This window comes from Longimicrobium sp. (assembly GCA_036377595.1).
Lineage (GTDB): Bacteria > Gemmatimonadota > Gemmatimonadetes > Longimicrobiales > Longimicrobiaceae > Longimicrobium.
In genome coordinates, this window is the sequence record DASUYB010000104.1 from 74,142 (window position 1) to 99,603 (window position 25,462).

Below are 25,462 nucleotides of genomic sequence, written 5' to 3' on the forward strand. Positions count from 1 at the left end.
GCGGGATTCGCTGTGGCCGTGACTGGCGCCCTACTCCATTTGACTTCTCGCCCATGATCGAGTGGGGAGGCTAACGCTCAATTCTCAACGTGGGGCACAGTAAGCGACAGAATAGCGCGGACGGCGGCAGGCCGCCACGGCGGGCGTCCACGAGCGCCGCCGAACTGGAGGCGCCTACGGGTGCAGCAACCGAGTGGCGCAGTGGAGGCCGCACCGGCGTTAGCTGCGGATTAGGCAGACATGGGGCGAAAGTTAGTCGGCTGTTTCGAGTGCAACCCGTGCGTGTGGCTGACGGTAGGATGGAAACACCCGGAGCGAGCAGTGTGCGGAGGGGCCTATTTGCTCGCTACGCTCGCTGGCCCCTCCGCACGGCTCGCCTTTTCGCTGCGCTCAAAGGAACGGCAGGACCGCCCATGCCCCCGCGCCGCACCATCCGCAAGCCGACCCGCTGGACGCCCGACGAGTGGTGCCAGGTCGAGGCCGAGGCGCGGGCGCGCGGCGTTCCGCCGCTGCGCTACGTGCGCGAGGCGGCGCTGGGGCACCCGCCCGCAATGCGCCGTTCGCGTGGCGCGGACGAGCGCGTGCGGCAGCTTGGCCGGGTGCTGAACAACCTGCGGCAGCTCGGCCGCGTGGCCGAGCTGGACGGCGACGAGGCCGCCGCCGGGCTCCTCGCCGACGCGGCCGGTATGGTGGAGAACGCGATAGCAGCCGCGCCCGCCGTGGCGGGCGCAGGCGCGGCCGAGGGGCTGGCCGTGCTGATCGACGCTGGCGCCGCGCTGAACGCGCTGGCCCACCGCGCCAACGGGGCCGAGGAGCTTCCCCCGGCGGACGAGCTGCTGACCGCGCTGGCGCACGTGGACGCGGCCGTGCGCGGGGAGGTGGCGGCGTGATCGGCAACGTCAACAAGCTCGGAACGAGCTTCAAAGGGCTGGCGAGCTACTTGGAAACCGGGAAGGACCGGGCCCACCCCGAGCGGGTGGACTGGATCGAAACCCGGAACCTGCCGACCGAGCGCCCCGACGTGGCCGCGCGGCTGATGGCGGCCACTGCGCGGGAGTCGGTGCAGACGCAGAAGCCCGTCTTTCACCTGTCGATCAGCTTCGACCCCGGCGACGAGGTAGACCGCGCCGCGATGCGGCGCGTGGCCGACGAAGTGCTCCGCGACCTTGGGCTGGCGGACCGTCAAGCGCTCATCGTCGCCCACCGCGACACCGCGCATCCCCACGTTCATCTCGCCGTCAACCGCGTGCACCCGGAGACGGGGCGCGCGTGGGCGGACAGCTTCAGCAAGAAGCGCGTTGAGGCGAGCTTGCGCCGCCTCGAAGTGGAGATGGGCTTGCGCGTGGTGCCGGGGCGGCTCGCCCGCGTGCCTGAGCTGGGGCAAGAGCGAGCGCCCGCCGCGCGAGCCGCCCATGGGGATGCGGCGTTCGCGGAGCGTGTGCGGGCACAGGCGGGGCCGCACTTGGAGCGCGCGGGGTCGTGGGCGGAAGTTGAGCGCGGCCTTGCGGAGCACGGCCTTGCGCTCCGGATGAAGGGGCGCGGGATGGTGGTGACGGACCGGCGGCAGGAGGTGAAGGCGTCCGACGTCCACCCGCTGGCATCCCGCTACCGGCTGGAGCAGAGGCTAGGCGCGTACAGCGATTATCGCGCGCGTCAGGATGCGGCGGCGCGCGTGCTGGACGCACGCGCGCCTCGCGCCGCCCAGCCCGCCCCGCGCGGGGCCGAGCTGCCGCGCACACCCACCACGCAGGGCGAGCGCTACCGCGCCGCCGCCCGGCAGCTAGACCGCGATCTCCGCGCGACCTACACGCACCCCCAGGACGCGCGGCGCGCGTTCCTGCGGGCGGTGGACAGCCGGGGCGCCGCCGAGGCTGCGGCGGCGCTTCGCTGGGAGCCCGCGCAATACGGCGCGCTCCGCACCGCACGCACCCCCGAGCAGTCCGCCCGAGCGGCGGGCAACGCCTACGACTACGCCGTCCAGCGCACCGCCCGCAGCCGCACCGCCGCCAAGGAGGCGGCCGCGTTGCTGCGCGAGCCTGCCCGCGTTCACGGGCTCGAGGCCAGCGCGAGCCGAGCGGACGAGGCGGCGCGGCGCGCCGTGTCCACCCTCGACGCGCTCCGCGCCCGGCGCGCCGCCGCCGTGCACGACTTCGCCCGCGTGCGCGAGCTGGCGGGCGACGTGTACGCCGATCCGGGGCGCGCGCTGCGCGAGCTGCACCGCCATGCCGCGTCCCACGGCCACGCCGCCGCCGCCCGCGCGGTCCACGACCAGCCGGAGCGCTTCGGCGAGCTGCGCAGCGTGGAGCGGTCGCGCGTGTTCGGGCTGGTGCGCGAGCTGGACCACACCGCCGCGCAGGCGCGCACGCCCGAGCTGTCCGCCGCCGTGCGCGACCTGGCGCGGCGGGTGGAGGCCCGGCCGCGCGCCGGTCAGGTAGCCGAGGCGGCGGGCGCCGTGCGCCAGACCCGCGCGGCGGCGGACGCCGCACGGCAGGCGTTCACGCAGGCCGCGCGCACGGTGGACGTTGCCGCCCGCGTGCGGCAGGCCGCCGAGCTGATGGCCGAGGCGGCGGCGCGCCAGCTCGCCGCAGGCGCGGCCAAGGCTGCGCTCGTGCTCGTCCAGCAGGTTGCCCCCATGCTCCCCACTTCCGCCGGCGCGCTCGTCAAGAAGGCCGGCGAGCTCGCCCGCGACATGGCGCTGGGCCGCGACCGCGAGCGCGAACGCGGCCACTCCCGCTAAGGAATCCACCTATGCAGCAGACCGACACCCAGCCGGGCGCCGCAGCGCCGCCCCAGCCCCGAAAGCCGTCCCCGGCCGCGCTGGCATACGCCGCCGGGGCACGCACCTTCCGCCGCGCACTCGCGGGGGTGTACGCCGATCCCCGCGCGGCCCGCCGCGCGCTCCGCGCCGCGGCCGACCGCGACCCCGAGGCCGCGGCGGGTGTGATCCTCGTCCAGCCGGAACGCTACGGCGTCCCGCGCGAACCTCTCGATCCCGGCCAGCTCCGCGCTGTGGTGGATGCGGTCGCCGTGTTCGGGGCGCTGCGCGCCAGCCGTCCACGGCAGACGCTACGGGAGGCGGTCGCCGCGATCCGTGCGGCGAACGCGGCACACGCACACGAAAGCATCGTGTATGACGCATTTACCGAACTGGCCGATGCCAAGTCCCGCGTGAGCTTCGCGCGGGAGGATCGTGAGCACTGGCGCGCAGCAGCGGCGGGCGTGCTGGAAGACGCGGCGGACGTGTACCAGCAGCCCCGCACGGCGGCGCTCACGATCTGGTGCTACGCGCGCGATTACGGATTCGAGGAGGCGCAGCGTGTCATACGCGAAGTGCCCGAACACTTCGGCGCGCTCCTGTTCGTGGAGCGCAAGCGCGCGCTTGGCTTCATCATCGAGGAGGACACGACCGACGCACGTGTGCGCGCCCGAAGCTTGGCGCACGCGCTGGGAACCGCCGCACGGGCACACGCGCGGCGGCGGACCGGCCGCGAGGCCGGGGCGAGGGAGCGCGAGGCATCCGAGCGGCATGCGGCGTTGCTCGCGTCGAAGCCGCCGCGCACCGGGGCGGAGGAGGTTGCGGCGGCTGCACGGATGCTCGCCGGGATGCAGTGGCGCAGCATCCACAACGAGCGCGAGCGGCGCCACATCCGCCACGCGCTGCATGCCATGCTCCCGCCCGCGCTCGCTAGTTTGGCCGATGCTGCAATCAAACAAGCGCCGCAAGAACAACCGCGCTCGACTGCGAACGATCTGGAATACGACACAGAGCGAAAGCTAAAGGAGCGCGTCCGCCATTCGCACGGTCGTTAGCACAGGCTGGATTCGGCTTCACTCATCTACGTAAATCGTGAAGCGGTACTTCGGTCCCTTTTTCGGTGGGCGTTGTGCACGTGGAACGTGGTGATTTACCCCAACGATTTCAGTAGATGGGGGGAACTTTGCGGTCATCCACTCACGTAGGTTCCCGCTATTGAGAAGGTCAACCCCGAATGCCATTCCGGCGCAGATCACCATCCCTGCAAAGGCCTGTTTCTCGTCAGCCGTAATCAGCATGGTTACCTCGCGCTTAAAGCCAATATCAAGGTTCGTATATTGCGCAAATGGCCATACTTCTTTCGGTTTTGGCTTCCGTATATAATCGCGCACCGCGTCGAAGCGGGCGTCCAGCGCGGCAGGGCAACCGCACTGTAACGCATACGCGTTGAACGCGATGTGGTGGATCGCGCGCCTGAATCTTCGGAAATCAAAGCGAGGATCAATCAACGGTTGCAACGTGGCCGTACGCGAACCGTCGGGGTGCATCACAATTGTTGGCTTTGCGCACGGAATGGTAATCGTTCGCGGAGGCACTTCATCGGCTGATAACTTTGCGTCGAGTTCAACGTTCCCGAGCTGCTGCCGGAGCTTACCACTTTTTCCGGGTAATCGCAGGAATTGCGCGAGGGCGGAGAGTATTGGATGCGCGACAAACACGCTGTCCAATTCCACTCCAAGATAGTTGTTGCAATCATCACAAACCGCTCCAAGAGGCAAGACAACACGGTTTTGTACAAATGCCTCCGGAAACACGTGGGGAACTCCTTGGGCAGCCGTGGAGTCCCGCCGACAATAGATACATGTGCTGGACACTGGCTCTCTCACGTAGGAGGAACGCGAAGGCCCTCTACTTGGCCGATTAGAAAGCCGTCGTCACTTCGTGCCTGATACGTCGCGATTGCCGTACTCCGGCTGGTGAACATCCCTACAAGTCGAACGTCCAGTTCACGGTATAAGCTGAACGAAAACACAGCGGTGCGACCGTCAGCCGACCCTGTGATTCCGACCTGTGTCTGTGATGCGCCGATCCGCCATTTCCCGGTAATCACTCCAAATGCTTCGGTATCGACGGTCCCGGCCGATATGCCTTCTATTTCCAGTTCAAACGGCAGCACCCGACTCCCTGCCGAGGGTGTGAAACGCCACAGCCCACGCAAATCATCGGGAGAGAGCAATTCACCGGATGGGACCCGCATAGGTCGGAGGTGCCGGTCCGGGTCAAAACCGCTCGTCCTGGGGGACTCCTGAAACTCTAGTGCAACATACCCGAATGCGGCGCGCCCACCTTCGGGTTGCACCTCGTAGTCAGCTAGGGAGAGTCGCCCGTGATCCCGCATGTCCTCTGGATTGAGCGGCACCGGATATTTCAGCGTTTCGAGTAGTCTATCTCGCTCCTGCGACGATTCGGGATGGAGTACCAGTAGGCGCGTCGGCCCGTCGTCGGTGATTTCGGTAATCACGTTTCGTTCCCCGTGAAGTGAGTTTTCTTCGGTAGTTTACTTCGCGTGACCATACTTTCTCAAATAGTCGCTGAATTCCGAATAGTTCTGCTCGGAATTCCGCCTATTCACTCGCCCTTGAATGGTGCTGTCGATTCGCTCTTGCAAGTAAGTTGCGAGATCCTCAAAGAGGGACTCGGGAAGAAAAAACGTCTTTGCCCCGAACTTTCGCTGGATGCTTACGTGAATCAAACCGTACTTCAGTGGCGCCGTTCGACCATAACTCGCATCCGCCTCGCGCATCTTATGATAGCGGGTGATAAGATGGTCGACATAATTCTTCATCTCCGGTCGTGCGCCGATTGTACCGGGAGCAGGTGCAACACGGACGCTGGCCTTCTTGGGTGAGTGTAGATGAACATTTTGGGCGACAATACTGGATGTGACCGGAGCGTTAATCTGAATTGTTGACGAACCGCTTCCGCCATGCAGACGCAGACCGCTAACAAGAATTCGTTTTCTTCGATTCACCTGATCGGCGCTGATCTCCCCCGTTTCTACCCGTGCATGACAATTCTTACACGCGACGAGAAGGTTTTCCAAATCATTGGACCCTCCGTCTCGGCGCGGAATGATGTGATGAATGTCTAACACGCTGATTTCTTGGTCCCCACAGAACGCACAGCGGCTGTCGCACTGCTGGAAAACCAGCTTGGCAGTCCGACGAGGAATCTGATTGTCATTCCGTGCCATGTGGCTCCCGGAGGTTTACTGATGCGTGAAAGGGGGGGGCCGCACAAACTTTTCCATTGGCGTCTAAAGCTAGCGTAGGTTCCGAATAGACGCGAGGGAGAGCGCCGACGGATCGTACTGGCGAAACTGAAAAGCCATTCGCGGGCGTGTCCCCCGCTGCGCGGGGGCCGGGCTTCGCGCGCAGTAGGGCGGCAAACAACGCCGCCCAACTGCGCCGAGCCAGCACCGCCACAAACAGCCGTGGCGGCACTGTCTCGGCCCTGCCGGGCGCGAATCCCTCACGCGGTCGATCACCGCCCTCATGCCTTCGGGTCGGCGGGGCGGTCGCCTGCGGCGCCATTTTTGTGGGGGGCAGCGCCCCCCACACCCCCACGTTTCGTCATCGGGGGGTGCGGTGGCGGGGCGGCTTTCGGCTCGCGGCGGCGGCCCCGGTGCGAGGGGCGGCAAGCCCGACCGCTGGGCGGCGCGACACATTGCACGCCATTGCACAAGCGTGCCCTTTTATTGCAACCCATACCATCCAATGCTGATAAACGCTAGGCTTTGCCTACAATCAACTCGCGTTCAGTGCAAAGAAAATCCTTGCGCATGTTGCAATAACGTGCTATATTATAGATGCGGGTTGCGCGCGCCATCGCTCACGACGGAGCGAGGACGATGGCGCAGAAAAAGACTCAGGCGTGGAGCTACATCGCGGGCAAGAAGGGCATCAACCGCGTCCGCGCCTACGAGGACGGCAAGGGTGGTCCGCTCCTGCTGGAATGGCTGGAGCCCGTGTTTGACAACAAGGGTATTGCGGTCGTTGATCCCCGCACCAACCTGCCGAAGAAGAAGCGCCAGCGTCTTTCGCTCACGGCGGCGGGGATTACAAGTTACGCCGCCGCGATTGCGAAGACGGAGGAGATGGCCGAGCGGGGGACTGCTCCCACGGTCGCGGCGCCCAAGGTGGAGGGCCCGCTAACCCTGTCGCGGCTCCTGTCGCTGTACCTGGACGAGGTTGTCCCGAACAAGCGGCCGGGCACGCAGCGCCATAACCGCATCATGGCTCGCATGGTGCTCGCGTTCTTCGGTCCGGACGCGGTTGTGGAGCGGATCGGACCCAACGGGCGGCCACAGACGGAAATCGGCCGGGTGCGCTACAACGCGTTTCTAAAGGCCAGAGCCGAGGGGACCATACCCGGATTCCCCCACCCGGCCCGGCGGCAGACAGCGCGGCTCGCAGTGACGTTCATGCGGGCCGTGTTCAACTGGGCGAAGGTGGAGAGGGACGACGGGAACGCGCTGCTGGTGCGCAACCCGTGGGAGGGATTCCCGATCCCCACCGAGGATGTTCCCACCCGCCCGGAGATGACCCACGACCTGCACGCGCAGCTCGTGGAGAAGGCGCCGAACTGGCGCATGGGTGTTGTGCTCGATCTTTGCCGGGAGACGCGGCGGCGCATGAACAGCGTGCGTCAGCTCGCGCTTGCGGACATTGACCTTGCCGCCGGGACCGTGCGGTGGCAGGGCGAGCACGACAAGGTAGGCAAGACGCGCGTAACGCCGCTGTCCACGCGGGCACGGAGCGCGATCCTGCGGGCGCTGGAGCTGCGGCGGGCCGAAGGGTTGGCGGACTCGCCTTGGCTCCTTCCGGCGCAGAGCAACGCGGCGGAGCCGGTCGGCAAGAACACGCTGCATCGGTGGATGGAGCGAGCCAAGAACCGGGCCGGGATCAAGGTTCCGAGGCTTGGGTATCACGCGGAGAAGCGCGCTGGGATTCGTGATCCCCGGTTCCGGGCGCTCCCGCCGAAGGTGCAGGAGGAGCTTGCAGGCACCACGTGGGAGACGATGCGGAAGGTGTACGACTACGTTGACCTTCCCACGTTGAAGGACGCTGTAGCGGCCTTGGAGGCCGATCCGGCGCCCCTGCCGGAGCCCAGCCAGCCCGCCGGAAGCCTGCGGTTGGCGGCCTGATTGACGAACTGACAGTAGCAACTGCCAGTTGACCGCCGAACGAAAGGCTAAGTTGTTGCAGGACGCACGGTTAGAATCTGTTGTGCAGAATACGCGGCAACAACGGCCCAAAGTCCGCCTTCGCGGACTGAACTCCGGCATCTACGCCGACAGCAGACATCCAGCCAACCCTCTCCCGTTATCGGGAGAGGGCGAGCGCTCCAAGGCGCGGGGTGAGGGCAGCCGCGGCCGCGCCTATGTTCGCCAATCGCGAAAATGTCGCGTCTGCAGTCCCGGAGGGACTTTGTGCCCTTGTTGCCGCGAATTCATTCGCCCGGGCCAAGCCGGCCAACCCGGCAAGACTCACCCAATCCGGCAAGGCCCGGGTACCCCAGCGCGAGCGCCCTCACTTCGCCAGGTTGATGTTCGCGTACTCGTCCTCGCCGGTCACGTCGCGGACGAGCTCGCGGCGGAGCCACCTCGGCAGCGGCGCCTCCACGTCCTCGCCGGGGAGCTCGACCTCGCACAGCACCAGCCGACGGTCGCGGAAGCGGTCGACCTCCCAGGTGAAGCCGCCCTCCTTCACCTTGTACCGCCGCTTGCGCACGCGCTTTCCCCTGGTCAGCGGCCACATCTTCCGGAAGACGCGCTCGGTCGTCTCCTCCTCGACCTCGGTGCGGCTCAGCCCCTTTCCCAGCTTCACCGTGCGGTAGAAGCGCACCTCGCCGTCCTGCCGCACGCGGCGCAGGCGCTCGGCCAGCCGGTCGCCGGGGAGATAGCCCTGCTCGATGTCCTGCACCGCGGGATCTAGACGCCGGATCGCGGGCATGCGTTTGAGCAGGAACTTGCGCTCGATCTCGCGGTCCGGCTCGCCGCGCATCATCGCCCCGTGTGCCGTCTCCCTCACCGCGGCGAAGAAACCTGCCGCGCGGCCCATCAGCCACTCCTCCTCCACCGCCGCGAAGCGCTCGCCCCGCTCGCGCAGCAGCAGCTCGCGCAGCGCGGCCATGCCGGGCGCCGCATCTCCATCCCCATCCCTCTGATCGGCGACGCGGGCGAGGAGGACGTCGGCATCGTGCATCTCGCCGAGCGCGTCCTGCAGGCGCTTGAGCCGCTTCACCAGCTCCGGCGCGCCCTCCAGCTCGTCCGCGAAGGGCTCCACCAGGTAGCGCAGGCGCTTGGCGGCGATGCGCGCGCGGTGCGCCTCGTCCTGGTCGTCGATCGCGCGCACCGCGGCCAGCCGCCGCTCCAGGTCCGCCGCCAGCTCCAGCGCCTTGCGCCCGAACGCGGAGGCCAGCCGCGCGCCGCCCGGCGGCGCGTCGACGTCCACCTCCACGCGATAGAAGCGGAGGCGCCGCGCCAGCCGCCAGCGCTCGCGCGGAAAGTCCTTCACCACCTCGCGCCGCACCGCGTCGCGCGCCTTCTCCAGCTCGCGGCGCAGGTCGTCGAGCAGCGGCTCGATCTCCTTCCGCTCGTCGTCGGAGAAGCGGTCGAGGCGCGCGTCCAGCCAGGCGGCGTGCACCTCCAGGTCGCGCGCCTCGCCCGTCGCGTCGGCCAGCTCGGAGAGGCGGCGCCGGTCCTTGCCGCCGATGCTGCCGCGCAGGTGGTCGCCGTACGCGCGCACGGCGCTGCGCAGGCGGCGGATGGCCACGCGGAAGTCGTGCAGCGCCTCGTCGTCGCCGCCCTGCTCCATGCGCGCGTGCGCGGCCTCGGCGTCGGCCAGGTACGCCAGCGCCAGCCGCCGCGTGCCGCGCTCGGCGGAGAGGTCCAGCAGCCCGGCGGGCGCGCTCACCGCCCCTTGCGCAACTGGCGCAGGTGCTTGGGCTGCAGCGACCAGCGCAGCGTGGCGCCGCCGGCCGCGGGCGGGTCGTCGAACTCCAGCATGCACGCGGCGCCCTTCTTCAGCTCCACGAAGCTCTCGTGGCGCCCGGTCAGCAGCCAGCCCACCAGGAAGCCCAGGTGCGGGTCGTGGCCCACCACGGCGATCACCGTCCCCGGGTCGTGCGAGCGCAGCCAGGGAAGGAGGTCGTCGGGCGCGTGCTCGGGCGACAGCTCGTCGACGATGGTCAGGTCCATCCCCCCGAACGCGTCGGCCACGATCTCGGCGCTCTGCACCGCGCGCGCGAGCGGGCTGGTGGCGACGAGATCGAGGTCGGGGACGATCTTGGCCAGCCCGGCGGCGCCTCGCCGCATCTTGACGCGCCCCTCCTTGGTCAGCGGGCGCTCCGAGTCGGGCCGGCCGGTGAACGCGAACTCCTCGCGGTCGCCCGCGAGGCCGTGGCGGATGACGAGCAGACGCATGCTTCCCCCCCTCCCTCCGACGGACTGAGACGGAACTGCGTGATTCGGGCGTGTCCCCCGCTGCGCGGGGGCCGGGCTGCGCGCGCGGTAGGCAACGATACCGCTGTTGCCAACCGCGCCGGGCCCCCGCCGCGCCCCGCATCCCCGCCGATCGTCGGCGACGGTGCACGCGCGGCGGCGTCCCGGCCCTCCGGGCGCGCATCCCTCACGCGTCCGTGCAGGGCATGTATCAGCAAAACCCGTTCATCCGCAACGTGCGCCGCCGCCGGAGACGCAAATCTCCAGCGGCGGCGCACCTCGAAGAACCCCTCGCCGCCCGCGCGGGTTCCGTCCTGCGGCGACGAGTAGGTGCGGGAGAATGCGAGTGAACTCGCGGCTACAACCACACGCAGTCCGCCTTCGCGGACTTCATCGGCGCAGCCCGATCTCCGTGCATCGACGAGAACGGGGAGCAAGCCAGCCGGCCGCTCCCCGCGGAGATTCTCGAATCTCCACCCTCAGTCCGAGTCGTCGGCGGGCTCGACCTCGACGGTGGCGGCGCCGTCGCTGCCGTAGGCCACGGAGACGTTCCAGGGGCGGCAGCAGACCTCGCAATCCTCGACGTATTCCTGGTGCGGGCCGCTGCCGGGGTCCAGCGCGATCTCCACCTCCTGGCCGCAGTACGGGCAGGCCACGGTGGCGGAGGTGTCGGCGGTGCCGTCGCCCAGCGGGAAGGCGTGCTCGAGCGAGCCGTCGTCCATGAACGCGTCGGGGTGCAGGCCGTACGGCATCAGGCCTCCTCCCCCGTCAACCGTTCCAGGAGGTTCACCAGCCGCTGCCGGTCGCCCTCGTCCAGGCGGCCCAGCACCTCGCGCTCGGCCTGCTCGCGCGCGGTGGAAGCGCACAGGAAGCGCTCGCGGCCGCGCTCGGTGATGCGCGCCACCACGCAGCGCCGGTCGGACTGGCGGGGCATGCGCCGCACGAAGCCGTCGGCCTCCAGCCGGTCCACCAGCTGGGTGACGTTGCTCTTGACGCAGCACAGCCGCTCGGCCAGCTGGCCCAGCGGCAGCCCCTCGGGTGCGGCGGCCAGCTGCTCGAGCGCGCGCAGCTTGGCCAGCGACAGGCTCCACGGCTCCAGCCGCTGCTCCAACTCGTCGGCCACGGCCGTTCCCGCGCGCAGCAGGAGCGGGAGCAGCCCGGACGACGTCGTATCCCTGCAATCGTTCATGCCAGAACGATGTTGCGAAGGCGGCGCCGGGGCAACCCCGGGGGGACGGAAAGTCCTAAGTCCTGGGTCCTAAGTCCTAAGTGCTGAGTGCTGGTGACCGCGCGGGCTTCAACCGCGCCGCGAACGCACCATGGGTCGTCATCCACGCCGATGGCGGCCGTGCTACCTCTCCCGGTACGGGAGAGGTGGCGAGCCCAGGCGAGCCGGAGAGGGCGCGATGCCGCGGCGCGCACCCACTCAGCACTCAGCACTTGGACTCAGCACTTAGGACTCAGGACTTAGGACTCAAGAAAATCAGCGGCCGGGAGAACCAGTCCCCCGGCCGCCGAGTCCGCGTCCAGCGAGCGTCAGGCCGCGATCACGCCTTCAGCTTGCAGGTGGCGGAGGTGATGGTGTAGTTCACCGTGGTGTTGCCGCCCGCCGTCACCGCGGCCGTGGTGGGCGCGGGGGTGGCCGCCACCGTCAGCGAGTCGCCGTTGGTGAAGCTGTAGGCCGGCACCGAGCCCATCGTGTACGTGGCCGGCGCCGCCACGATCGAGTACGTCCCGCCCGTCGACACCGTGCCCGACAGCACCGTGGTGCCGTTGGTGGCCGTCGGCGTGAAGGTGGCCAGCGTCACCGCCCCGCCGCCGCAGGTGGGCAGCGTCACGCCCGTGCCCAGCGACACGGTGCCGCTGATGGTGCCGCTGAAGCCCACCGCCGTGGCGGTCATCACCGGGTGCATCACCCACTTGCCGCTGTTCCCCGCCTGGTGCCCGAAGCTCTGGCTCACGTCGAAGTCCACCGACAGGATGGTCGACGCGTTCTCCAGCGTCACCGCGTCGTTCGGCAGCTTCACCTTGAAGCCGCTCGAGCACCCGCTGGGCACCTGCAGCGACCCCGTGGCCGTGACGCCCGCCGGGAGCGCGGCGCCCGAGGTGGCGAACACCTGGTTGTCCTTCGTCACCACGTAGGCCTCGCACACCACGAAGCGCAGCTGCGAGTACGTGCCCGGCGGCACCGTGGCGTTGTTCACCAGCGTGGCGATGTTGGTGCCGGTCAGCTGCGTCAGGTTGATCCAGCCGGTCTGCGTGGTCAGCAGGTCCACCCGCCCCGACGTGCTGTCGGCCGGGGTCGTGCCCTGCAGGGAGATCCGGTCGACCTTCACCCACGCCTCCTTCAGGTCGCCCGCCGCGTCGTGCAGCTGGATGGTGACCCGCGGCGCGCCGCTGCCCCCGGTAGAGTCGCCGCTGCAGGCGCCCATGAAGAGCGCCGCGGCCAGCGGAAGAAGGACGGTGCTGCGCTTGAACATCTCGAATCCTCCGTACAGGGTGTCTCGCCGGAAGCCCGCGCCGGCGCTGGCTCGCGTCGGGTGCCCGCATCGGCCCGGCGGACGCGCCTGCGTCCGCCCGCCCCGCTGCGGCGCATCCGCGCCGCAGCCCGCCCCCGTTGTCGCGTTGGTAAACCCCTGACGCACGAGGCCCCGCCCGCGTCACATCCGGCGGCGGGCGGGGATCTGATACAGGTTCCGGGCCAGCAAGTGCAACGCAGCGTTACACTTACGGGCGCCTCGCAGGACCCGGCAAACTTGCGCCGGGCCGTTCGGTCTCAGAAGGAGCGTGGCGGCGGCGCAACGCCGCGCGGCAGGATGCGGCGGAGAGAGGCATTTTTCCCGCTCTGCCGCGACAAAACGCTTGACAGGGTCTTGCACGCGGGTTATTAAGGTGTCCATTCCAGACGGCATCTCCCCGTCGGTGCGACCGGAGCCCGCGCGGCTCCTCCTCTCAGGATCCTCCGCAAGCCCGCACGTTCCGCTTCGCAGAAGATCGGCTCTACCCGCTCCATACCGTGTTTCCCGCACACATCGCAGCCGTCCGTCCCGCGTTCCGTGCCTTCGTGGCCCGGGCGTCCGTGCTGCCGTGCGCCGGGGCCGCGCGCGAGCGCTAACGCACCGCAGGAGATCACCGTTGTGCGCCCGCGGGGGCGCCCGAACGCGCCGCCCGGCGCGGCCCCGCGAAACGTCGCACGTGCGGAAGGTGCCGCACCGACGCTCCATCCAAAACGCAGCAGCAGGAGTAGGAGATGGCCCGCTCGACCGGAAAGGTGAAGTGGTTCAACGACGCCAAGGGCTTCGGCTTCATTGAACACGAGGGTGGCAGGGATCTGTTCGTCCACTTCTCCGCCATCAAGCAGGAAGGCTTCAAGACCCTCACCGAGGGCGAGGCCGTCGAGTTCGACATCGTGGAGGGCCCCAAGGGTCCCGCCGCGGAGAACGTCGTCCGCCTGGGCACGGCAACCTCCTGAGCGAAGCCGTCTCCTGACCCAAACGAAAGGCCGCCCGGCAACGGGCGGCCTTTCGTTGTCAGTGCGTGAGTGCGTGAGTGCGCTCCAGCGGCGCGATCCCCACGCACTCACGCACTCACTGTCGACACGGCGCGTTCGGATCCGGCTTCGGCTTGTCCACCACCAAGCGCTGCGGACGATTGGCCACCGCGCGGGCGATGTCGCGCACGAAGGCGCCCACGCGCGCCATGTGGTCGTAGTCGATGTATTGCGGCTCGTCGCTCGGCTGGTGGTAGTCGACGTGGTATCCCAGCGAGAAGTAGGTGATGGGGATGCCGTAGCGCGCGTACATGAAGTGGTCGCTGCGGCAGTAGCGGTTCAGCGGATGCCCCGGTGCGTCGAACGAGTAGTCCACCTGCATCGGGTTGGGCCGGCGCGCGTTCAGCGAGTCGATCAGCTCGCCCAGCTGCGTCGAGAGGCGCCGCGAGCCGATCATCTGGATGCTCCACGGCCCGCCGTGCGCCACGTCCTCGGCCCGGCCGCGTCCCACCATGTCCATGTTCAGCGCGGCGACGATCGAGTCGCGCGGCACCGTGGGATGGTCGGTGAACCACTGCGAGCCGTACAGCCCCTTCTCCTCCGCCGTGTGGGAGACAAACAGGATGCTGCGCCGCGGCCGCGCGCCCGACGCCAGGCTCTGCGCGATCTCGATCAGCGTCACCGTGCCGCTGCCGTCGTCGTCGGCGCCGTTCATGATGCTGTCCAGCCGCACGCCGCCGTGCACGCGCCGCAGCGAATCGCGCAGCGCGGCGATGCGCGCCGCCTGCTCGGGCGTGGGCGTCCCCGGCGGGTCGTTGGCGCCCTGCGGCCGCATCACCCGGTTGTAGGCGCGCACCGAGTCGTGGTCGAACCCGCGCTCCAGCACCCCCTCGTGGTCGTTGTGCGCGCTGATCACCACGTACTGCCCGCGCAGCCGGGGGTCGCTCCCGGGAAGGATCCCCACGACGTTCCGCGCCGGCGCGGCCACGGCAAGGCCGCCGAATCCCCAGCTCCCGGTCACGGACTTCCCGGCCTCGCCCGGCCTGGCCTGGTCGAGCGGCGCGCCCAACATCCGCTCCGCCGCGGCGCGCGTGACGATGGCCCCCGGCGCGGACGCCAGCACCGAGTCCGTGGACGTCTGCACGCCCAGCTCCAGCGACGGGGCCAGCAGCGCCTGCACGGTGGTCGGCGGCGTCAGGTCCAGCGAGGCGACGGCGATGGCGGCGGCGTGCGGATACTTCGGCACGGCGGGCGTGCGCCACCAGCGGTAGTTGTCGCGGCCGTCCTGGCCCAGCGGCGGCAACAGGACCACCACCTTCCCGCGCGCCTGCTCGCTGGTGATGGTGTCCGCGCCGATGCGGCCGCCGAACACCACCGGTGCGTTCGCCGCCCGCAGGTTTGAGGAGAAGACGTACGGGCCGAGGTAGAAGAGCGGCACGAAGTCCGATCCCATGCGCAGCGGCGCGCCGTCGGCGGAGAGGGCGGCGCCGGGGAGGACGCCGCGGTTCTGCAGCGGCACCGCCTGGAAGAAGGTGCCGTTGTCGCCCGCCGGGCGCAGGCCGATGGCGCGGAACTGCGCGGCCACGTAGTTCGTGCCCTTCACGTTTCCGGGCGTCCCCGCCTCGCGCCCCTTCATCGAGTCGTCGGCCAGGACGTACAGCCGCGTCATCAGGTCCGCGGGGGTGATGGCGGCCGCGGTGGGCCGAGGCGCGTGCCTCCGCGGCAGCTCGCCCGTGCGCTGGGCATCGGCGGTCGATGCGAGGGCGACGAGGGAGAGCGCCGCGGCGGCGGTTCGGGATCGGATCACGGTCCGCTCCAGGGTTGCGGAGATGGAGAAACGGATAGGGCGGATGAAGATGCTCCGCCGCGAAGTTGCAGGCAATCGACAGCGTCACAATCAAAGAAAAAGATAATCTCGCGCAGAGTTAGCAGAGTCAGCAGTTACTTCTCTGCTGACTCTGCTAACTCTGCGTGAGACCTTCTTTGGGAAATTCGATTCAGCTCGTCGCCTTGCCTGTCGGCGCCGTCGTTTCAGTGTTCGCGGCCGGCTTGCGCGACCGGTTGCGCGAGGTCGTTCCGCCGCCGCTCGACGAGCGCTTGCGCGGCGTGGTGGACGGCGTGGCGCGCGAGGCGGAGCGGCGGCTGGCCGAGGCGGTGCGCGAGCGCGGCTTCGTCTCCAGGCGGACCTCGGCGTCCAGCACCAGCGCGTCGGCGCCCGCGGTGCTGACGGGGACGTTCGCGGTGGCGGCCTCCAGCGCATCCAGGGCGGTGCGGCTGCTGGCGCGGTCCACGATCTGGCGCGCGTCGTCGAGCAGCGCTTCCATGCGGAACAGGATCTCGCGCAGCTCGTTGGCCTCGCCGGGCGTCAGCTGCGGCGTCTCCGCGGCCGACACCTCGTCGTGGAACACCAGCACGTCCACCACGCCCATCGTGGCGATCTTGGCCAGCGTGCCGTAGTCCGGCTGCGCCTCGCCCCTCTCCCAGCGCGACACCAGGGCCGCGCTGGCGGCGCCCACGGCCTGCGCGAAGTCGGCCTGGCTCATCCCCAGCCGGTTGCGGATCCCGCGGATGGTCTGGCCGATGAGGCGCTTGGGAAGGAGTCGCATGGGCATGTCTCTATCTCCGTGCACGGGATTGCGTTGATACGCAGCAACTTGCGGCCCCTCCAACGCAATCGCCGGGCCGCGCGGCGGAGCAAACGCAAGGCGCCGCGGCGGAGCTCCCGCCGCGGCGCCTCGATCATCGTCGGACCCGGCCGATCAGTGGTCGCCGAGGTCGCCCTGGCCGCGCGGCGCCTTGGTCTTGGCGTGCTGCCGGCGGTCCGCCGCCAGCGAGCGGCCCACGTCCACCTGGTCGCTGGTGAAGCGCCCCTGGTCGTCGCGGCGGACGAAGCGCTTGTCTCCCTTGTGCGGCTCGATCAGCTCCCGTTCGCGTGCCATCGTCTCCTCCCCTGGCCGAAGTTCAACGCGTTCAACGCGTTGCGCAGGCAGGACCCGTGCCGCGGAGCCGTTCGCGACCCAGACGACCCGGCGAAGCATCACTGGATGGTCCACAGCATCAGGATGATTCCCAGGGTGATGACCAGGTTGGCCGAGTAGTACAGCAGGTAGGTGATGCGCCGGACCAGGAAGTTGTCGTAGTACCGCGAATCGAGGTAATCGACCTCTTTCAGCAGATCGTAGGTCCGGTGGGAGAGCCGGTAGACGCGATAGGCGATGATCGCGAACAGGATGTGTCCCATCGCAATCAGGCCGATACCGATGTACCGCTCCCAGCGATGGGTCCTCAGGTGCTCGGCGAGCGTGCTCGACGTGGCCACCCACCCGGCGACGATGATCAGCACACCCGCGGTCTTGATCAGCCCGTCCAGCAGACCCTGGTAGTACTGCTTGAGCATGTCGAACAGCAGATCGAAGGTCTCCTTCTTGGTTGCCCGCATCGCGACCTCCGGGTCGTGGTGGTTGACGTAAGGGAGGATTGGCCGTCCACGCGCGGGGTATGCGCGAGAAACCGCGCGGCAGCACACCTCATGCTGCCGCGCGGCTCGTTCGTCCCGCCGGGGGATTGCGGGCGCGGAGACAGCGCCGCTCAGTGCCCCAGCGCCTGGTTCAGCATGTCGGCCAGGCGGTAGCCGGCCAGTGCGATGCGCGCCTCGGCGACGCGGAAGGCGTCCTCCCGGTACGACGCGGGCGCCGCCTGGTTGCGAACCAGCGGCGCGCGATAGACCGAGCGCTGCGCGATCTCCACGCTCGCCCGCGCCCACTGGGAAAAGTCGCGCTGGTTGATCTCGCTCGAGAACTCGCTGCGCGGGTGATGGCTGGTGACCTCGTGCTCCGCGCGGGTCAGGAACGCGTCGGCCGACTCGCCGTCGCGCCTCAGCGTGTTGGTGATGATGCCGTCCCACAGCGAGTGCAGGTTGCGCCTGCGCCCGTTGGAGTTTGGTATCTCCTCGAGCGTGAACAGGTTGCCGCCCTGGTCGCCGCACGGCTCCGTCGGGGTCACGCGTCCGCTGGCGTGCAGCGGCTGGTGGATGTCGCCCACCAGGTGCATCAGCCACGCGAGCGCCAGCGCCTTCTCCTCGGCGTTGCCGCTCGCCAGCCACTGCCTGAGCCGCGGCGTGTCGCGCAGCAGGTCGCCCTCGGGGCGCAGGGTGCTCGCCTGGACGGGTCCGAAGTCGGTGTCCTGCCGCCAGAACGTGTCGATGTAGTGACGGGTGGGATGGTGGTACTTCTCCATCCGCAGCGGCTGCGTGGTGTCGCGCACCACGTCGGCCCACGTGGCGACGAAGACGAACAGCTGCATCTGCTGATGCTCGCTGAGCGTGCCGGAGACGGTGCCGCGCAATCCCGTCTCGGGGTCGGCCGCGCGGAGGATGGAGATGGCGCGGGCGCGGGCCTGCGGCGTCATGTTCTCCCACGCGATGCGCGCCACCAGCCGGTGCCCGAAGTCGTCCCACGCGTACGCGGGGCTGGCTCCCAGCACCAGGGCGGCGGTTGCGACGAGCAGGCTCAAACAGCGTTTCATTGTGACCTCGGGGGGATTGGGGGATAAGGACCGACGACGGTGGGAGATCGAGGTGCGTTGGCCGATGCATCTCCAGCGCGGATGAAGCCGGATGACGAGCACGTTGCGGGACGGATCGCGGCGGCGTCAAGGAAGATCGCAGCTGGATGAAACGCGAAGGAGCCGGGTGCGCGAACCCGGCTCCTTCTCTGCCAATTCTGCCGCGGCTGAACCGCCTACGGATGCCAGCGGAAGCCGACGTTCAGGCGCGTGGTGGAGAACCCGTGGCCGTCGAGCACGCCGTTGGTGAACCTGCCCTCGGAGTGGACCAGGCCCACGTCGAGCGCGAGGTTGCGCCGGACGAAGTACTGCACCCCCGCGCCGGCGGTGAGCCCCGTCCCGGACAGGCGCGCGCCCTCGAACCGTATGCCGGTGCGGGTGATCGCGCCCTCCACGTACGGCCGCAGCCGCGCTTCCGGGCCGCGGAAGCTGTAACGCGCGCCGGCCTCGATGTTCGCCGTCTGGTACGCCACGTCGCCGCGCGCGAACACGGAGACGTGGTTGCTCACGCCGTACGCCGCCGTCACGCCGAGCCCCAGGCCCGGCACGTGGTTGAGGCCGCCCAGCGGATCGCTGCTCCCGAGGAGGTTGATCCCCAGCGCGAGGCCGCGCGTGTCGGACCCGCCGAGGCCGGGCGCCGGCTCGGCGATCTGCGCGGACGCGGATCGCGCGGCGAACACCGTGCATCCCACGGCGAGCATCACCAACGAACGTCGCTTCATACCGCCTCCCGCGAAGCAGGTTTGATCCCCCCGCGGAGCAGGAATCTCCCGCTCCGCCCGCGGACGCGCGTTCCGCCGCGTCCGCCGCGTCCGCCGCGTCCGCCGACAGCGCGTGTACTCTCCGTGATGCCGGCGGAGTTCCGTGGCGGGACAGAATGGTGCCGATGGGGGTGGGGATTCCGGATCACGCCATCCCCCGACCACGCGCGCGATGCCCTGGTCTGCGCAGGGTGATGCAACCCTTCCGGCCGCTCGCGGCACAGAGCGACATCCGTTCCCCTCCGCCCTTCTCCCGGCCCGAGGTTCCGATGCTCGCCCTGATCCGCCGCCGCTCTCCCTGGCTTCTCGTCCCAGCATTGCTGGCTCTCGCCGCGCCGGCGCTCGCAGCGCAGCCGGCGCCGCCCGGCGATGCGGAGCTTGCGCGCGAGGCCGACCACATCGCGGGGACGTACGCATCGCTGGACCGCTTCAGCGGCGCGGTGCTGGTCGCGCGCAACGGGCATGAGATCTTCAGCCGCGCGTACGGCCGGGCGGATCTCGAGCGGGGCACGCCGAACGCCGTCGACACGCGCTTCGACCTGGGCTCGCTCTCGAAGCAGTTCACCGCTGCGGCCATCCTCCGGCTGGAGGCGGAGGGGAAGCTGTCCGTCAACGATCCCGTGTCGAAGCATCTCCCGGATTACCCGCGTCCCGCGGGCGACCAGGTCACGCTCCACCATCTCCTCACGCACACGTCCGGCATCCCCAGCCTCTTCCGCCGCGGCGAGCTGGAGAACGTCGAGCCGGACTGCGCGCCGCGGACGCTGGAGCAGCTGCTGGCGTACTCGCGCGACCTCCCTCTCCAGTTCACGCCGGGGGAGCGGTACCGCTACAGCAACTCGGGATACACGCTGCTGGCCGCCGTCGTGGAGCGCGTCTCCGGGATGCCCTTCGACGAGTACCTGCGCACGGCGCTCTTCGCCCCCGCGGGGATGCGCGACACCGGCCGGCCCGATCCGGCCGCGCCCGGCGCGCGGGACGCCACCGGGTACGACGGCTACGCGCCGGAGCTGAAACGCGCGCCCTGCGTGCATCCCGCCTGGAACCTCGGCGGCGGCGGGATCTTCTCCACCGTGGGCGACCTGCACCGCTGGGAGAGGGCGCTCGCCGGGGGGCGGATCCTTCCCGCCGCGCAGCTCGAGAAGTTCTACCACCCGTACGTCGGGCGAGGCCGGGCCGGCGCGGGCTACGCCTACGGCTGGTTCACCGACTCGCTGCACGGCCGTCCGCTGGTCAGCCACGGCGGCACCTCGGCGGGGTTCGTGGCCGAGTTCTACCGCTTCCCCGAAGATTCGCTGCTGGTCGTCGTCCTCTCCAACCGGCTCCCGGCGCTCGGCGTCGACGTTCCCGCGGAGATCGCCCGCCGCATCGCCGCGCGGGCGCTGGGGAAGGCGTACGAGCTTCCGCCCCTCCCGGCCGCCGTCCCCGCCGCGGAGCTGCCCCGCTACGCCGGCCGGTACCGCGTCGCCCCGGGACGCGAGGTCGTGGTCGAGCTGCGCGATGGGCGGCTGATCGCGACCGCGGCGGGCGAGGGGTCGTGGTCGCTGGCCACCGCCGCCGCGCAGCGCGCCCTCGCGCCCGGCTCCGATTCGGTGGCGAAGGGGATGCGGATTCTCGACGCCTTCGCGGCGGGGAATCTGGCGGTGCTGCGCGGCGCGCTCGCCCCCCGCCGCGCGGCGGAAGTGTCGGACAGCTCGCTCCTCTGGCTGCGCGGGAAGATCGACCGGGACGCGCGCTTCGGCCGGCTGGTGAAGGCGAGCCCCTGGCGCACGATCGCCGACCGCAACGGCTACTTCGTGGACGCGAGGATGACGTTCGAGAAGGGCGAGTGGTTCGTCCGCGCGGAGTTGGACGGCGAAGGGCGCCTGATGGGATGGTACTACGGGACCACCCTCCCGTCGCGCGTGGAGCTCCGGCCCGAGGGCGGCGGCCGCTTCTTCGTCGACGCCTTCCGCTGGGAGGAGCCGGACCTGCGAGTGCGGTTCGTGTCCGAGGGCGGCCGTGTGACTGAGATGGTGATCGAAGACCCGGCGGGACCGGTCCACGCACCACGGATCGGCGCGGCGCCGGAGGGATGATCTGGCGCTCACGCCGCGAAAGATATCGCGTTATCATAATCATCGGATCTCCGCGCGATGGTTCATTCACCCCGGGAGGCGACATGAAGAAGCTGAGCCTGAAGATCGATTCGCTGGAAGTGGAGACGTTCGAGCCGGAGTGCCGAGCGAATGACAACCGGGGAACCGTCGAAGCGTACAGCGGAGACCCCATCAACTGCGCCACCTACGACCCGCGCGATTACCGATGCTACTTCTCGGCCGACTTGGGAGGAAGAGACTGCACGCCGGTGTGCTACACGGCCGACCCTTTGGAGTGCGGTGGGTGATCTTTTCGGTCAGTGCCGCACAGGCACGGATCGAAGGCGGACGAAGACCCGACCTGCGCGGGAAGAGGTTTCGGCGAAGTACGATGCGCAGCAGGTAGAAAAAGAGCGGGCTCAGGGTCCGACGCCCTGAGCCCGCTCATCGAGAACCGATGCTGGTAGTCGGGGCGCGTACAAGCGCAGCTTTTCATAGGCGATCGATTCCATCGCCATCCGGAGTTCCAGCGCCGCGTAGGGCAGCTTACTATCATCACCAGATTTGAGAATCGCAGCCGCGCGAGCTGCGTGAGCACTCTTGTCCATACGTCGGCTTTAAAAGGATTTCGGCTACACGTGACCCCTCAAATCTACGGATTTAAGGGTAATTCTCCGAGCCTCAAAACGCCGCCTCCACCCCAATCGTCGGGAGGACGGGGAACATGCTGACGCCGGACCTCGTCGCTGGCGTCAGGTCGAAGTTGTAGAAGTAGAAGAGCACGTTCTTGCGATTCGTGGCGTTCAGCACCTGCAGGTACGGGGTGAGCGTGCCCCAGCGGTGCGTGTACGTGCGGCGGAAGGTCAGGTCCAGTCGCGAATACGCGGGGTAGCGCTGCGCGTTGCGGTCGCCCAGCACGATGTAGGTGGGGATCTCGGGGTCGTCACCGACGGGGCGGGGGACGCGGTAGCCGCCCGCCACCGGGTCCGTCTCGAACCCCACGTACGCCGCCACCGGCCGCGAGTACGGCACCCCCGTCCCGAAGTTCAGCCGCACCCCCGCCTCGATCTTCCCCGGCAGCAGGTACTCGCCTACCACGTCCAGGTCCACGCGCCGGTCGAACACGGGCGGAAACGTGATCGTCCCCGGCACCCCGTCGATGTCCAGCCGCAGCGGGTCGGGGAAGGTGCGGCGCGCTTTCAGCAGCGACAGCGTCATCCACCCGGTGAGCCGCCCCTGCGTGCGGCGGACCAGGAAATCCGCGCCGTACGAGTATCCCCGCCCTGTCAGCAGGTCGTCGGCGGCGTCGTTCGGGTCGTCGGCCGCGTTCAGGTCCGTCACCCCGAGGTAGCGGCGGTAGTACGCCTCGGCCGACGCGTACCAGCGCTCGCCCCAGTACTTCTCCACCCCCAGCTGCGCCTGGTCGCTGACGACGGCGGGGACGTTCTCGTCGCTCGTCACCCAGTAGTCGTTGCTGACGGGGAGCTGCTCGTCGCGCAGGGAGTGGACGAACTGCACATAGCGGCCGACCGCCAGCTTCACCGCGCCGTCGCGCTCCGCGCCGAAGAAGCGCTTCACCGCGAAGCGCGGCGACGCGTACGCGCGCGTGCTCTCTCCCGCGCGCCAGACGTCGGCGCGGATGCCGGGCTCCACGATCCACGCGCCGGGCTGCCAGCGGAGCTGCGCGAAGGCGCCCGTCATCACCCCGCTGGCGTTGCCTTCGAAGAAAGTGGTGCCGCCCGCCTCGCCCACGTTGTGGTACCCCATCCGCGTCACCTCGCCGCCGGCCTTCAGGGTGAGACGGGGCCCGAGCGGGCGCGCGGCGTCGGCCCGCCCGGTGAGCTGGGTGATGCGCGACGAGAAGCGCGTGTCGGGGAAGTCGGCGAACCCCAGCGCCTCGCCGTAGTGGGTGATGCCGAGCGAGGCGGTGGCCGTCCACGCGCCCAGCGGCTGCTCCAGCCGCGCGCCGGCGACGGCGTTCCCCCAGTTCCAGCGGATGCGCAGCACGCTCTCCTGGTCCTGGTTGTCGCCGGGCGGATCGAACTCGCTGAGGTCGAGCACGTCCTCGCCGGTGTAGGCCACGAAGCGGAGACGCCCGCCCCCGCGCGTCCCCAGCGTCGCCGAGCCCTGGAGATCGGTGAGGTGATAGGGGAAGTCGACCGCGGGCCGCAGCAGCACGTCGAAGTACGAGCGCCGCGCGGAGACCAGCCATCCCCCGCCGTCGCCGCCCAGGAGGCGCCGTACGCCGCCGGGGAGGTTGCCGTGCAGGGCGATGCGGCTGGCCAGCAGCGACACTCCCATCTCTACCCCGAACCCGTCGGCGCCGCCGCCGGGCTTCGTCTCGATGTTGAGGACGGAGGAGACGCGCCCGCCGTACTCCGCGCCGAAGCCGCCGGCGAGGAGCTCGGCGCGGGCGATCGCGTCGGAGTTGAAGACGGAGAAGAGGCCGCCCAGGTGGAAGGGGTTGAAGATGGGGAAGCCGTCGAGGAGGACGAGGTTCTGGTCGGCCGAGCCGCCGCGCACGTTGAAGGCGCTGGAGAAGTCGGAGGTGTTGACGACGCCGGGGAGCACCTCGACGGCGCGCATCACGTCGGCCTCGCCCAGGCCGGGGAGGAGCTTGATGTCCTGCCCGGTGATGACCCGCGTGGTGACGCCGGCCTCGTTCTCGAAGCGCGAGCGCTCGCGCTGGGCGTCGCCGCGCGCGACGGCCTCGACGGGCGCGAGGGGGACGTCCGTCTCGGTGAGACGGAGCTCCACGCGCGCCTCGGCGCCGGCGGCCACCTCCACCGCCAGCTCCGCCGCCGCGAAGCCGACCCGCGCGGCGCGGACGGTGTAGCGTCCCGGCGCCACCCGCGCGATCCGCCACGACCCGTCCTCGCCCGAGCGCGCGCGCCGCTCCCCGCCCGCCGCCGCGCGCGCGGTGACCACCGCATCCGCCACCGGCGCCCCCGCCGCGGAAACGACGCGCCCCGCCAGCGACCCCGTCTCCTGCGCGCGCAGCATCGCCGGCGCGCAGAGCAGGGCGCAGGAGAGCAGGAGCCATCCACGGGTGAGCGGAATCATCGGCATCTGCGGGATCGCAGGTATCGAGGGGGCGGTTGAAACCGCAGCAACAACCACACGAAGTCCGCCTTCGCGGACTGCAGGCTTCGGCTCGGAACGAAGCTTCGGCGCGCGCGACGCGCTTTCGTCGGGCCGCACCATCAGTCTACAACCTCGCGGGAGAGAACGCGCCGGTCATCCGAATCATGCCGCCGGACCGGCGATGCTCGTCGCGTGCGCAAGCACCGCGTCCACACCACAGATAGTAGTCCGCGAAGGCGGACTTCGTGTAGTTGTTGCAGCGAATTCATTCGCCCTCCCACCCCTGGCCGCCACGGAAGCTCGCATCAGACAACACCCCGCATCTCCATCACCCCCATCAGAACTCGGCACTCAGCACTACTGGGCACTTGGCACTTGGCACTGGGCACTGGGCACTGGGCACTTCCCGATCTTGACTCCCGCCCCGCCCGCCGAGAGCTTTCCCCTCCCGATCGCCGCAAACGTGAGAGCACGCGTCCATGAGGGCCGACACCTTCGCCAGGCTGATCACCCTCGAGACGCTGATCGACGCCGAGGTGGGGTTCTGGCTGGAGCACCGCCCCGCGTCGATGGATCGCTACCGCGAGGCGCTGGTCGCGCGCGTCAGCGACCTGCTGGACGAGATCGACCGGCTGGACGAGGTGGCGGCGGCGCGCATCTACGACGCGCTGGTCGACTTCCTGGCCGAGCTGCCGGACGACGAAGACGGCGTGGTGGAGGCGTCGATCCGCTTCAAGCGCGCGGTGGACCGGCTGATCGACCGGGCGATGGAGCCGCGCGACCTGGACGACGCCACCACCTGGGCCGTGGTGCTCGACGACATCCTCGACGAGCTGGCGCGCGAGTATCCCCGCGCGATGCGCGCCGGCGGCGCCGAGGGTGACCCGCGCGCCTGCCTCCGCGCCCGGGCCCTCGCCCGCGCCGCCCGCGACGCCGGCGAGCGGATGGTGACCGCGCGCCGCAGCGACGCGCGCACCATGCTGCGCGACGACCTGGACCGGCTGTACCTGGCGGTGGAGCACCGCGCCCTTGCGCCGGCCGACGTGGAGGCGCTGATCCGCGCGCCGCAGCGCATCGCCCGGCGCGCGCGCCCCAGCACGCTGCGCACCATGGGCGCCTACGTGATGGGTCAGCTGATGAGCCGCCGCCCCAAACGCCCGCGCCTCCCGTGAGCGGGCGCACTCGACCGAACGCACTGGCGCACTCACGCACCTGCGCACCCGTTAC

23 protein-coding genes are annotated in these 25,462 nt (G+C 69.6%); 8 read left to right on the top strand and 15 right to left on the bottom strand.

The window, feature by feature from the left end; all coding sequences use genetic code 11:
- The first annotated feature begins 413 nt into the window (after positions 1-413).
- Genes VF092_17320 through VF092_17330 form a run of 3 tightly spaced genes read left to right on the top strand, consistent with a single transcriptional unit; the run spans position 414 to position 3,810 of the window.
- A complete protein-coding gene (locus VF092_17320) occupies positions 414-890 on the top strand; it encodes a hypothetical protein (GenBank protein ID HEX6749063.1) in 477 nt (158 codons plus the stop codon).
- A complete protein-coding gene (locus VF092_17325; GenBank protein ID HEX6749064.1) occupies positions 887-2,737 on the top strand; it encodes a relaxase/mobilization nuclease domain-containing protein in 1,851 nt (616 codons plus the stop codon). Before VF092_17320 ends, VF092_17325 begins: the two co-directional genes overlap by 4 nt.
- Positions 2,738-2,748: 11 nt before the next feature.
- Complete coding sequence (locus VF092_17330) at positions 2,749-3,810, top strand: hypothetical protein (protein HEX6749065.1); 1,062 nt, start codon at positions 2,749-2,751, stop codon at positions 3,808-3,810.
- 18 nt (positions 3,811-3,828) lie between these two features.
- On the opposite strand, the gene VF092_17335 is transcribed toward VF092_17330, so the two are convergent.
- Genes VF092_17335 through VF092_17345 form a run of 3 tightly spaced genes read right to left on the bottom strand, consistent with a single transcriptional unit; the run spans position 3,829 to position 6,008 of the window.
- Positions 3,829-4,641, bottom strand: a complete 813-nt coding sequence (locus VF092_17335) for an HNH endonuclease (GenBank protein HEX6749066.1) — start codon at positions 4,639-4,641, stop codon at positions 3,829-3,831.
- On the bottom strand, positions 4,638-5,276 hold the full coding sequence (locus tag VF092_17340; protein HEX6749067.1) for a hypothetical protein: 639 nt from the start codon (positions 5,274-5,276) through the stop codon (positions 4,638-4,640). Before VF092_17340 ends, VF092_17335 begins: the two co-directional genes overlap by 4 nt.
- Before the next feature lie 36 nt (positions 5,277-5,312).
- Positions 5,313-6,008, bottom strand: coding sequence for an HNH endonuclease (locus tag VF092_17345; GenBank protein ID HEX6749068.1), 696 nt, complete (start codon positions 6,006-6,008; stop codon positions 5,313-5,315).
- A 657-nt stretch (positions 6,009-6,665) separates the two neighbouring features.
- Here VF092_17345 and VF092_17350 point away from each other — a divergent pair.
- The gene (locus VF092_17350; GenBank protein HEX6749069.1) at positions 6,666-7,961 is read left to right on the top strand and encodes a tyrosine-type recombinase/integrase; all 1,296 of its coding nucleotides are present in this window, start codon (positions 6,666-6,668) and stop codon (positions 7,959-7,961) included.
- Positions 7,962-8,346: 385 nt separating this feature from the next.
- Here the strand turns inward: VF092_17350 and VF092_17355 are convergent, their stop codons facing one another.
- From VF092_17355 to VF092_17375, 5 genes are all read right to left on the bottom strand, one after another.
- Complete coding sequence (locus VF092_17355; GenBank protein ID HEX6749070.1) at positions 8,347-9,732, bottom strand: CHAD domain-containing protein; 1,386 nt, start codon at positions 9,730-9,732, stop codon at positions 8,347-8,349.
- Positions 9,729-10,241 carry a phosphohistidine phosphatase SixA gene (gene sixA, locus VF092_17360; protein HEX6749071.1) on the bottom strand — a complete coding sequence of 171 codons (513 nt, stop codon included), beginning with the start codon at positions 10,239-10,241 and terminating at the stop codon, positions 9,729-9,731. Before sixA ends, VF092_17355 begins: the two co-directional genes overlap by 4 nt.
- A 497-nt stretch (positions 10,242-10,738) precedes the next feature.
- On the bottom strand, positions 10,739-11,011 hold the full coding sequence (locus VF092_17365) for a CPXCG motif-containing cysteine-rich protein (GenBank protein ID HEX6749072.1): 273 nt from the start codon (positions 11,009-11,011) through the stop codon (positions 10,739-10,741).
- Complete coding sequence (locus VF092_17370) at positions 11,011-11,448, bottom strand: MarR family transcriptional regulator (GenBank protein HEX6749073.1); 438 nt, start codon at positions 11,446-11,448, stop codon at positions 11,011-11,013. Before VF092_17370 ends, VF092_17365 begins: the two co-directional genes overlap by 1 nt.
- Before the next feature lie 358 nt (positions 11,449-11,806).
- The gene (locus VF092_17375) at positions 11,807-12,739 is read right to left on the bottom strand and encodes a DUF4382 domain-containing protein (protein ID HEX6749074.1); all 933 of its coding nucleotides are present in this window, start codon (positions 12,737-12,739) and stop codon (positions 11,807-11,809) included.
- Between the two features lie 770 nt (positions 12,740-13,509).
- On the opposite strand from VF092_17375, the gene VF092_17380 reads away from it, so the two are divergent.
- Positions 13,510-13,731 carry a cold shock domain-containing protein gene (locus VF092_17380; protein HEX6749075.1) on the top strand — a complete coding sequence of 74 codons (222 nt, stop codon included), beginning with the start codon at positions 13,510-13,512 and terminating at the stop codon, positions 13,729-13,731.
- Positions 13,732-13,846: 115 nt separating this feature from the next.
- On the opposite strand, the gene VF092_17385 is transcribed toward VF092_17380, so the two are convergent.
- From VF092_17385 to VF092_17410, 6 genes are all read right to left on the bottom strand, one after another.
- Positions 13,847-15,556, bottom strand: coding sequence for a M28 family peptidase (locus VF092_17385; protein ID HEX6749076.1), 1,710 nt, complete (start codon positions 15,554-15,556; stop codon positions 13,847-13,849).
- A 190-nt stretch (positions 15,557-15,746) separates the two neighbouring features.
- Positions 15,747-16,361 carry a helix-turn-helix transcriptional regulator gene (locus tag VF092_17390; protein ID HEX6749077.1) on the bottom strand — a complete coding sequence of 205 codons (615 nt, stop codon included), beginning with the start codon at positions 16,359-16,361 and terminating at the stop codon, positions 15,747-15,749.
- 147 nt (positions 16,362-16,508) lie between these two features.
- On the bottom strand, positions 16,509-16,688 hold the full coding sequence (locus VF092_17395) for a hypothetical protein (GenBank protein HEX6749078.1): 180 nt from the start codon (positions 16,686-16,688) through the stop codon (positions 16,509-16,511).
- Between the two features lie 98 nt (positions 16,689-16,786).
- A complete protein-coding gene (locus VF092_17400; GenBank protein ID HEX6749079.1) occupies positions 16,787-17,188 on the bottom strand; it encodes a hypothetical protein in 402 nt (133 codons plus the stop codon).
- 149 nt (positions 17,189-17,337) lie between these two features.
- Positions 17,338-18,273 (bottom strand): S1/P1 nuclease, encoded by a 936-nt coding sequence (locus VF092_17405; protein ID HEX6749080.1) that lies wholly within the window; start codon positions 18,271-18,273, stop codon positions 17,338-17,340.
- A 215-nt stretch (positions 18,274-18,488) separates the two neighbouring features.
- On the bottom strand, positions 18,489-19,034 hold the full coding sequence (locus VF092_17410) for a hypothetical protein (GenBank protein ID HEX6749081.1): 546 nt from the start codon (positions 19,032-19,034) through the stop codon (positions 18,489-18,491).
- A gap of 308 nt (positions 19,035-19,342) precedes the next feature.
- Here VF092_17410 and VF092_17415 point away from each other — a divergent pair, with 308 nt between their 5' ends.
- Positions 19,343-21,151, top strand: a complete 1,809-nt coding sequence (locus VF092_17415) for a serine hydrolase domain-containing protein (protein ID HEX6749082.1) — start codon at positions 19,343-19,345, stop codon at positions 21,149-21,151.
- Between the two features lie 83 nt (positions 21,152-21,234).
- The gene (locus VF092_17420; GenBank protein ID HEX6749083.1) at positions 21,235-21,459 is read left to right on the top strand and encodes a hypothetical protein; all 225 of its coding nucleotides are present in this window, start codon (positions 21,235-21,237) and stop codon (positions 21,457-21,459) included.
- 373 nt (positions 21,460-21,832) lie between these two features.
- Here VF092_17420 and VF092_17425 read toward each other — a convergent pair whose 3' ends face one another.
- Complete coding sequence (locus VF092_17425) at positions 21,833-24,220, bottom strand: TonB-dependent receptor (protein ID HEX6749084.1); 2,388 nt, start codon at positions 24,218-24,220, stop codon at positions 21,833-21,835.
- Positions 24,221-24,714: 494 nt separating this feature from the next.
- On the opposite strand from VF092_17425, the gene VF092_17430 reads away from it, so the two are divergent.
- The gene (locus VF092_17430) at positions 24,715-25,407 is read left to right on the top strand and encodes a hypothetical protein (GenBank protein HEX6749085.1); all 693 of its coding nucleotides are present in this window, start codon (positions 24,715-24,717) and stop codon (positions 25,405-25,407) included.
- Positions 25,408-25,462 lie beyond the last annotated feature (55 nt).

Excerpts from the sequence above, each read along its gene's own strand:
- VF092_17320 (HEX6749063.1), top strand. The coding sequence starts at position 414 with ATGCCCCCGCGCCGCACCATCCGCAAGCCGACCCGCTGGACGCCCGAC.
- VF092_17330 (HEX6749065.1), top strand. The coding sequence starts at position 2,749 with ATGCAGCAGACCGACACCCAGCCGGGCGCCGCAGCGCCGCCCCAGCCC.
- VF092_17345 (HEX6749068.1), bottom strand. The coding sequence starts at position 6,008 with ATGGCACGGAATGACAATCAGATTCCTCGTCGGACTGCCAAGCTGGTT.
- VF092_17350 (HEX6749069.1), top strand. The coding sequence starts at position 6,666 with ATGGCGCAGAAAAAGACTCAGGCGTGGAGCTACATCGCGGGCAAGAAG.
- sixA (HEX6749071.1), bottom strand. The coding sequence starts at position 10,241 with ATGCGTCTGCTCGTCATCCGCCACGGCCTCGCGGGCGACCGCGAGGAG.
- VF092_17365 (HEX6749072.1), bottom strand. The coding sequence starts at position 11,011 with ATGCCGTACGGCCTGCACCCCGACGCGTTCATGGACGACGGCTCGCTC.
- VF092_17370 (HEX6749073.1), bottom strand. The coding sequence starts at position 11,448 with ATGAACGATTGCAGGGATACGACGTCGTCCGGGCTGCTCCCGCTCCTG.
- VF092_17375 (HEX6749074.1), bottom strand. The coding sequence starts at position 12,739 with ATGTTCAAGCGCAGCACCGTCCTTCTTCCGCTGGCCGCGGCGCTCTTC.
- VF092_17380 (HEX6749075.1), top strand. The coding sequence starts at position 13,510 with ATGGCCCGCTCGACCGGAAAGGTGAAGTGGTTCAACGACGCCAAGGGC.
- VF092_17390 (HEX6749077.1), bottom strand. The coding sequence starts at position 16,361 with ATGCCCATGCGACTCCTTCCCAAGCGCCTCATCGGCCAGACCATCCGC.
- VF092_17395 (HEX6749078.1), bottom strand. The coding sequence starts at position 16,688 with ATGGCACGCGAACGGGAGCTGATCGAGCCGCACAAGGGAGACAAGCGC.
- VF092_17400 (HEX6749079.1), bottom strand. The coding sequence starts at position 17,188 with ATGCGGGCAACCAAGAAGGAGACCTTCGATCTGCTGTTCGACATGCTC.
- VF092_17405 (HEX6749080.1), bottom strand. The coding sequence starts at position 18,273 with ATGAAACGCTGTTTGAGCCTGCTCGTCGCAACCGCCGCCCTGGTGCTG.
- VF092_17410 (HEX6749081.1), bottom strand. The coding sequence starts at position 19,034 with ATGAAGCGACGTTCGTTGGTGATGCTCGCCGTGGGATGCACGGTGTTC.
- VF092_17415 (HEX6749082.1), top strand. The coding sequence starts at position 19,343 with ATGCTCGCCCTGATCCGCCGCCGCTCTCCCTGGCTTCTCGTCCCAGCA.
- VF092_17420 (HEX6749083.1), top strand. The coding sequence starts at position 21,235 with ATGAAGAAGCTGAGCCTGAAGATCGATTCGCTGGAAGTGGAGACGTTC.
- VF092_17425 (HEX6749084.1), bottom strand. The coding sequence starts at position 24,220 with ATGCCGATGATTCCGCTCACCCGTGGATGGCTCCTGCTCTCCTGCGCC.
- VF092_17430 (HEX6749085.1), top strand. The coding sequence starts at position 24,715 with ATGAGGGCCGACACCTTCGCCAGGCTGATCACCCTCGAGACGCTGATC.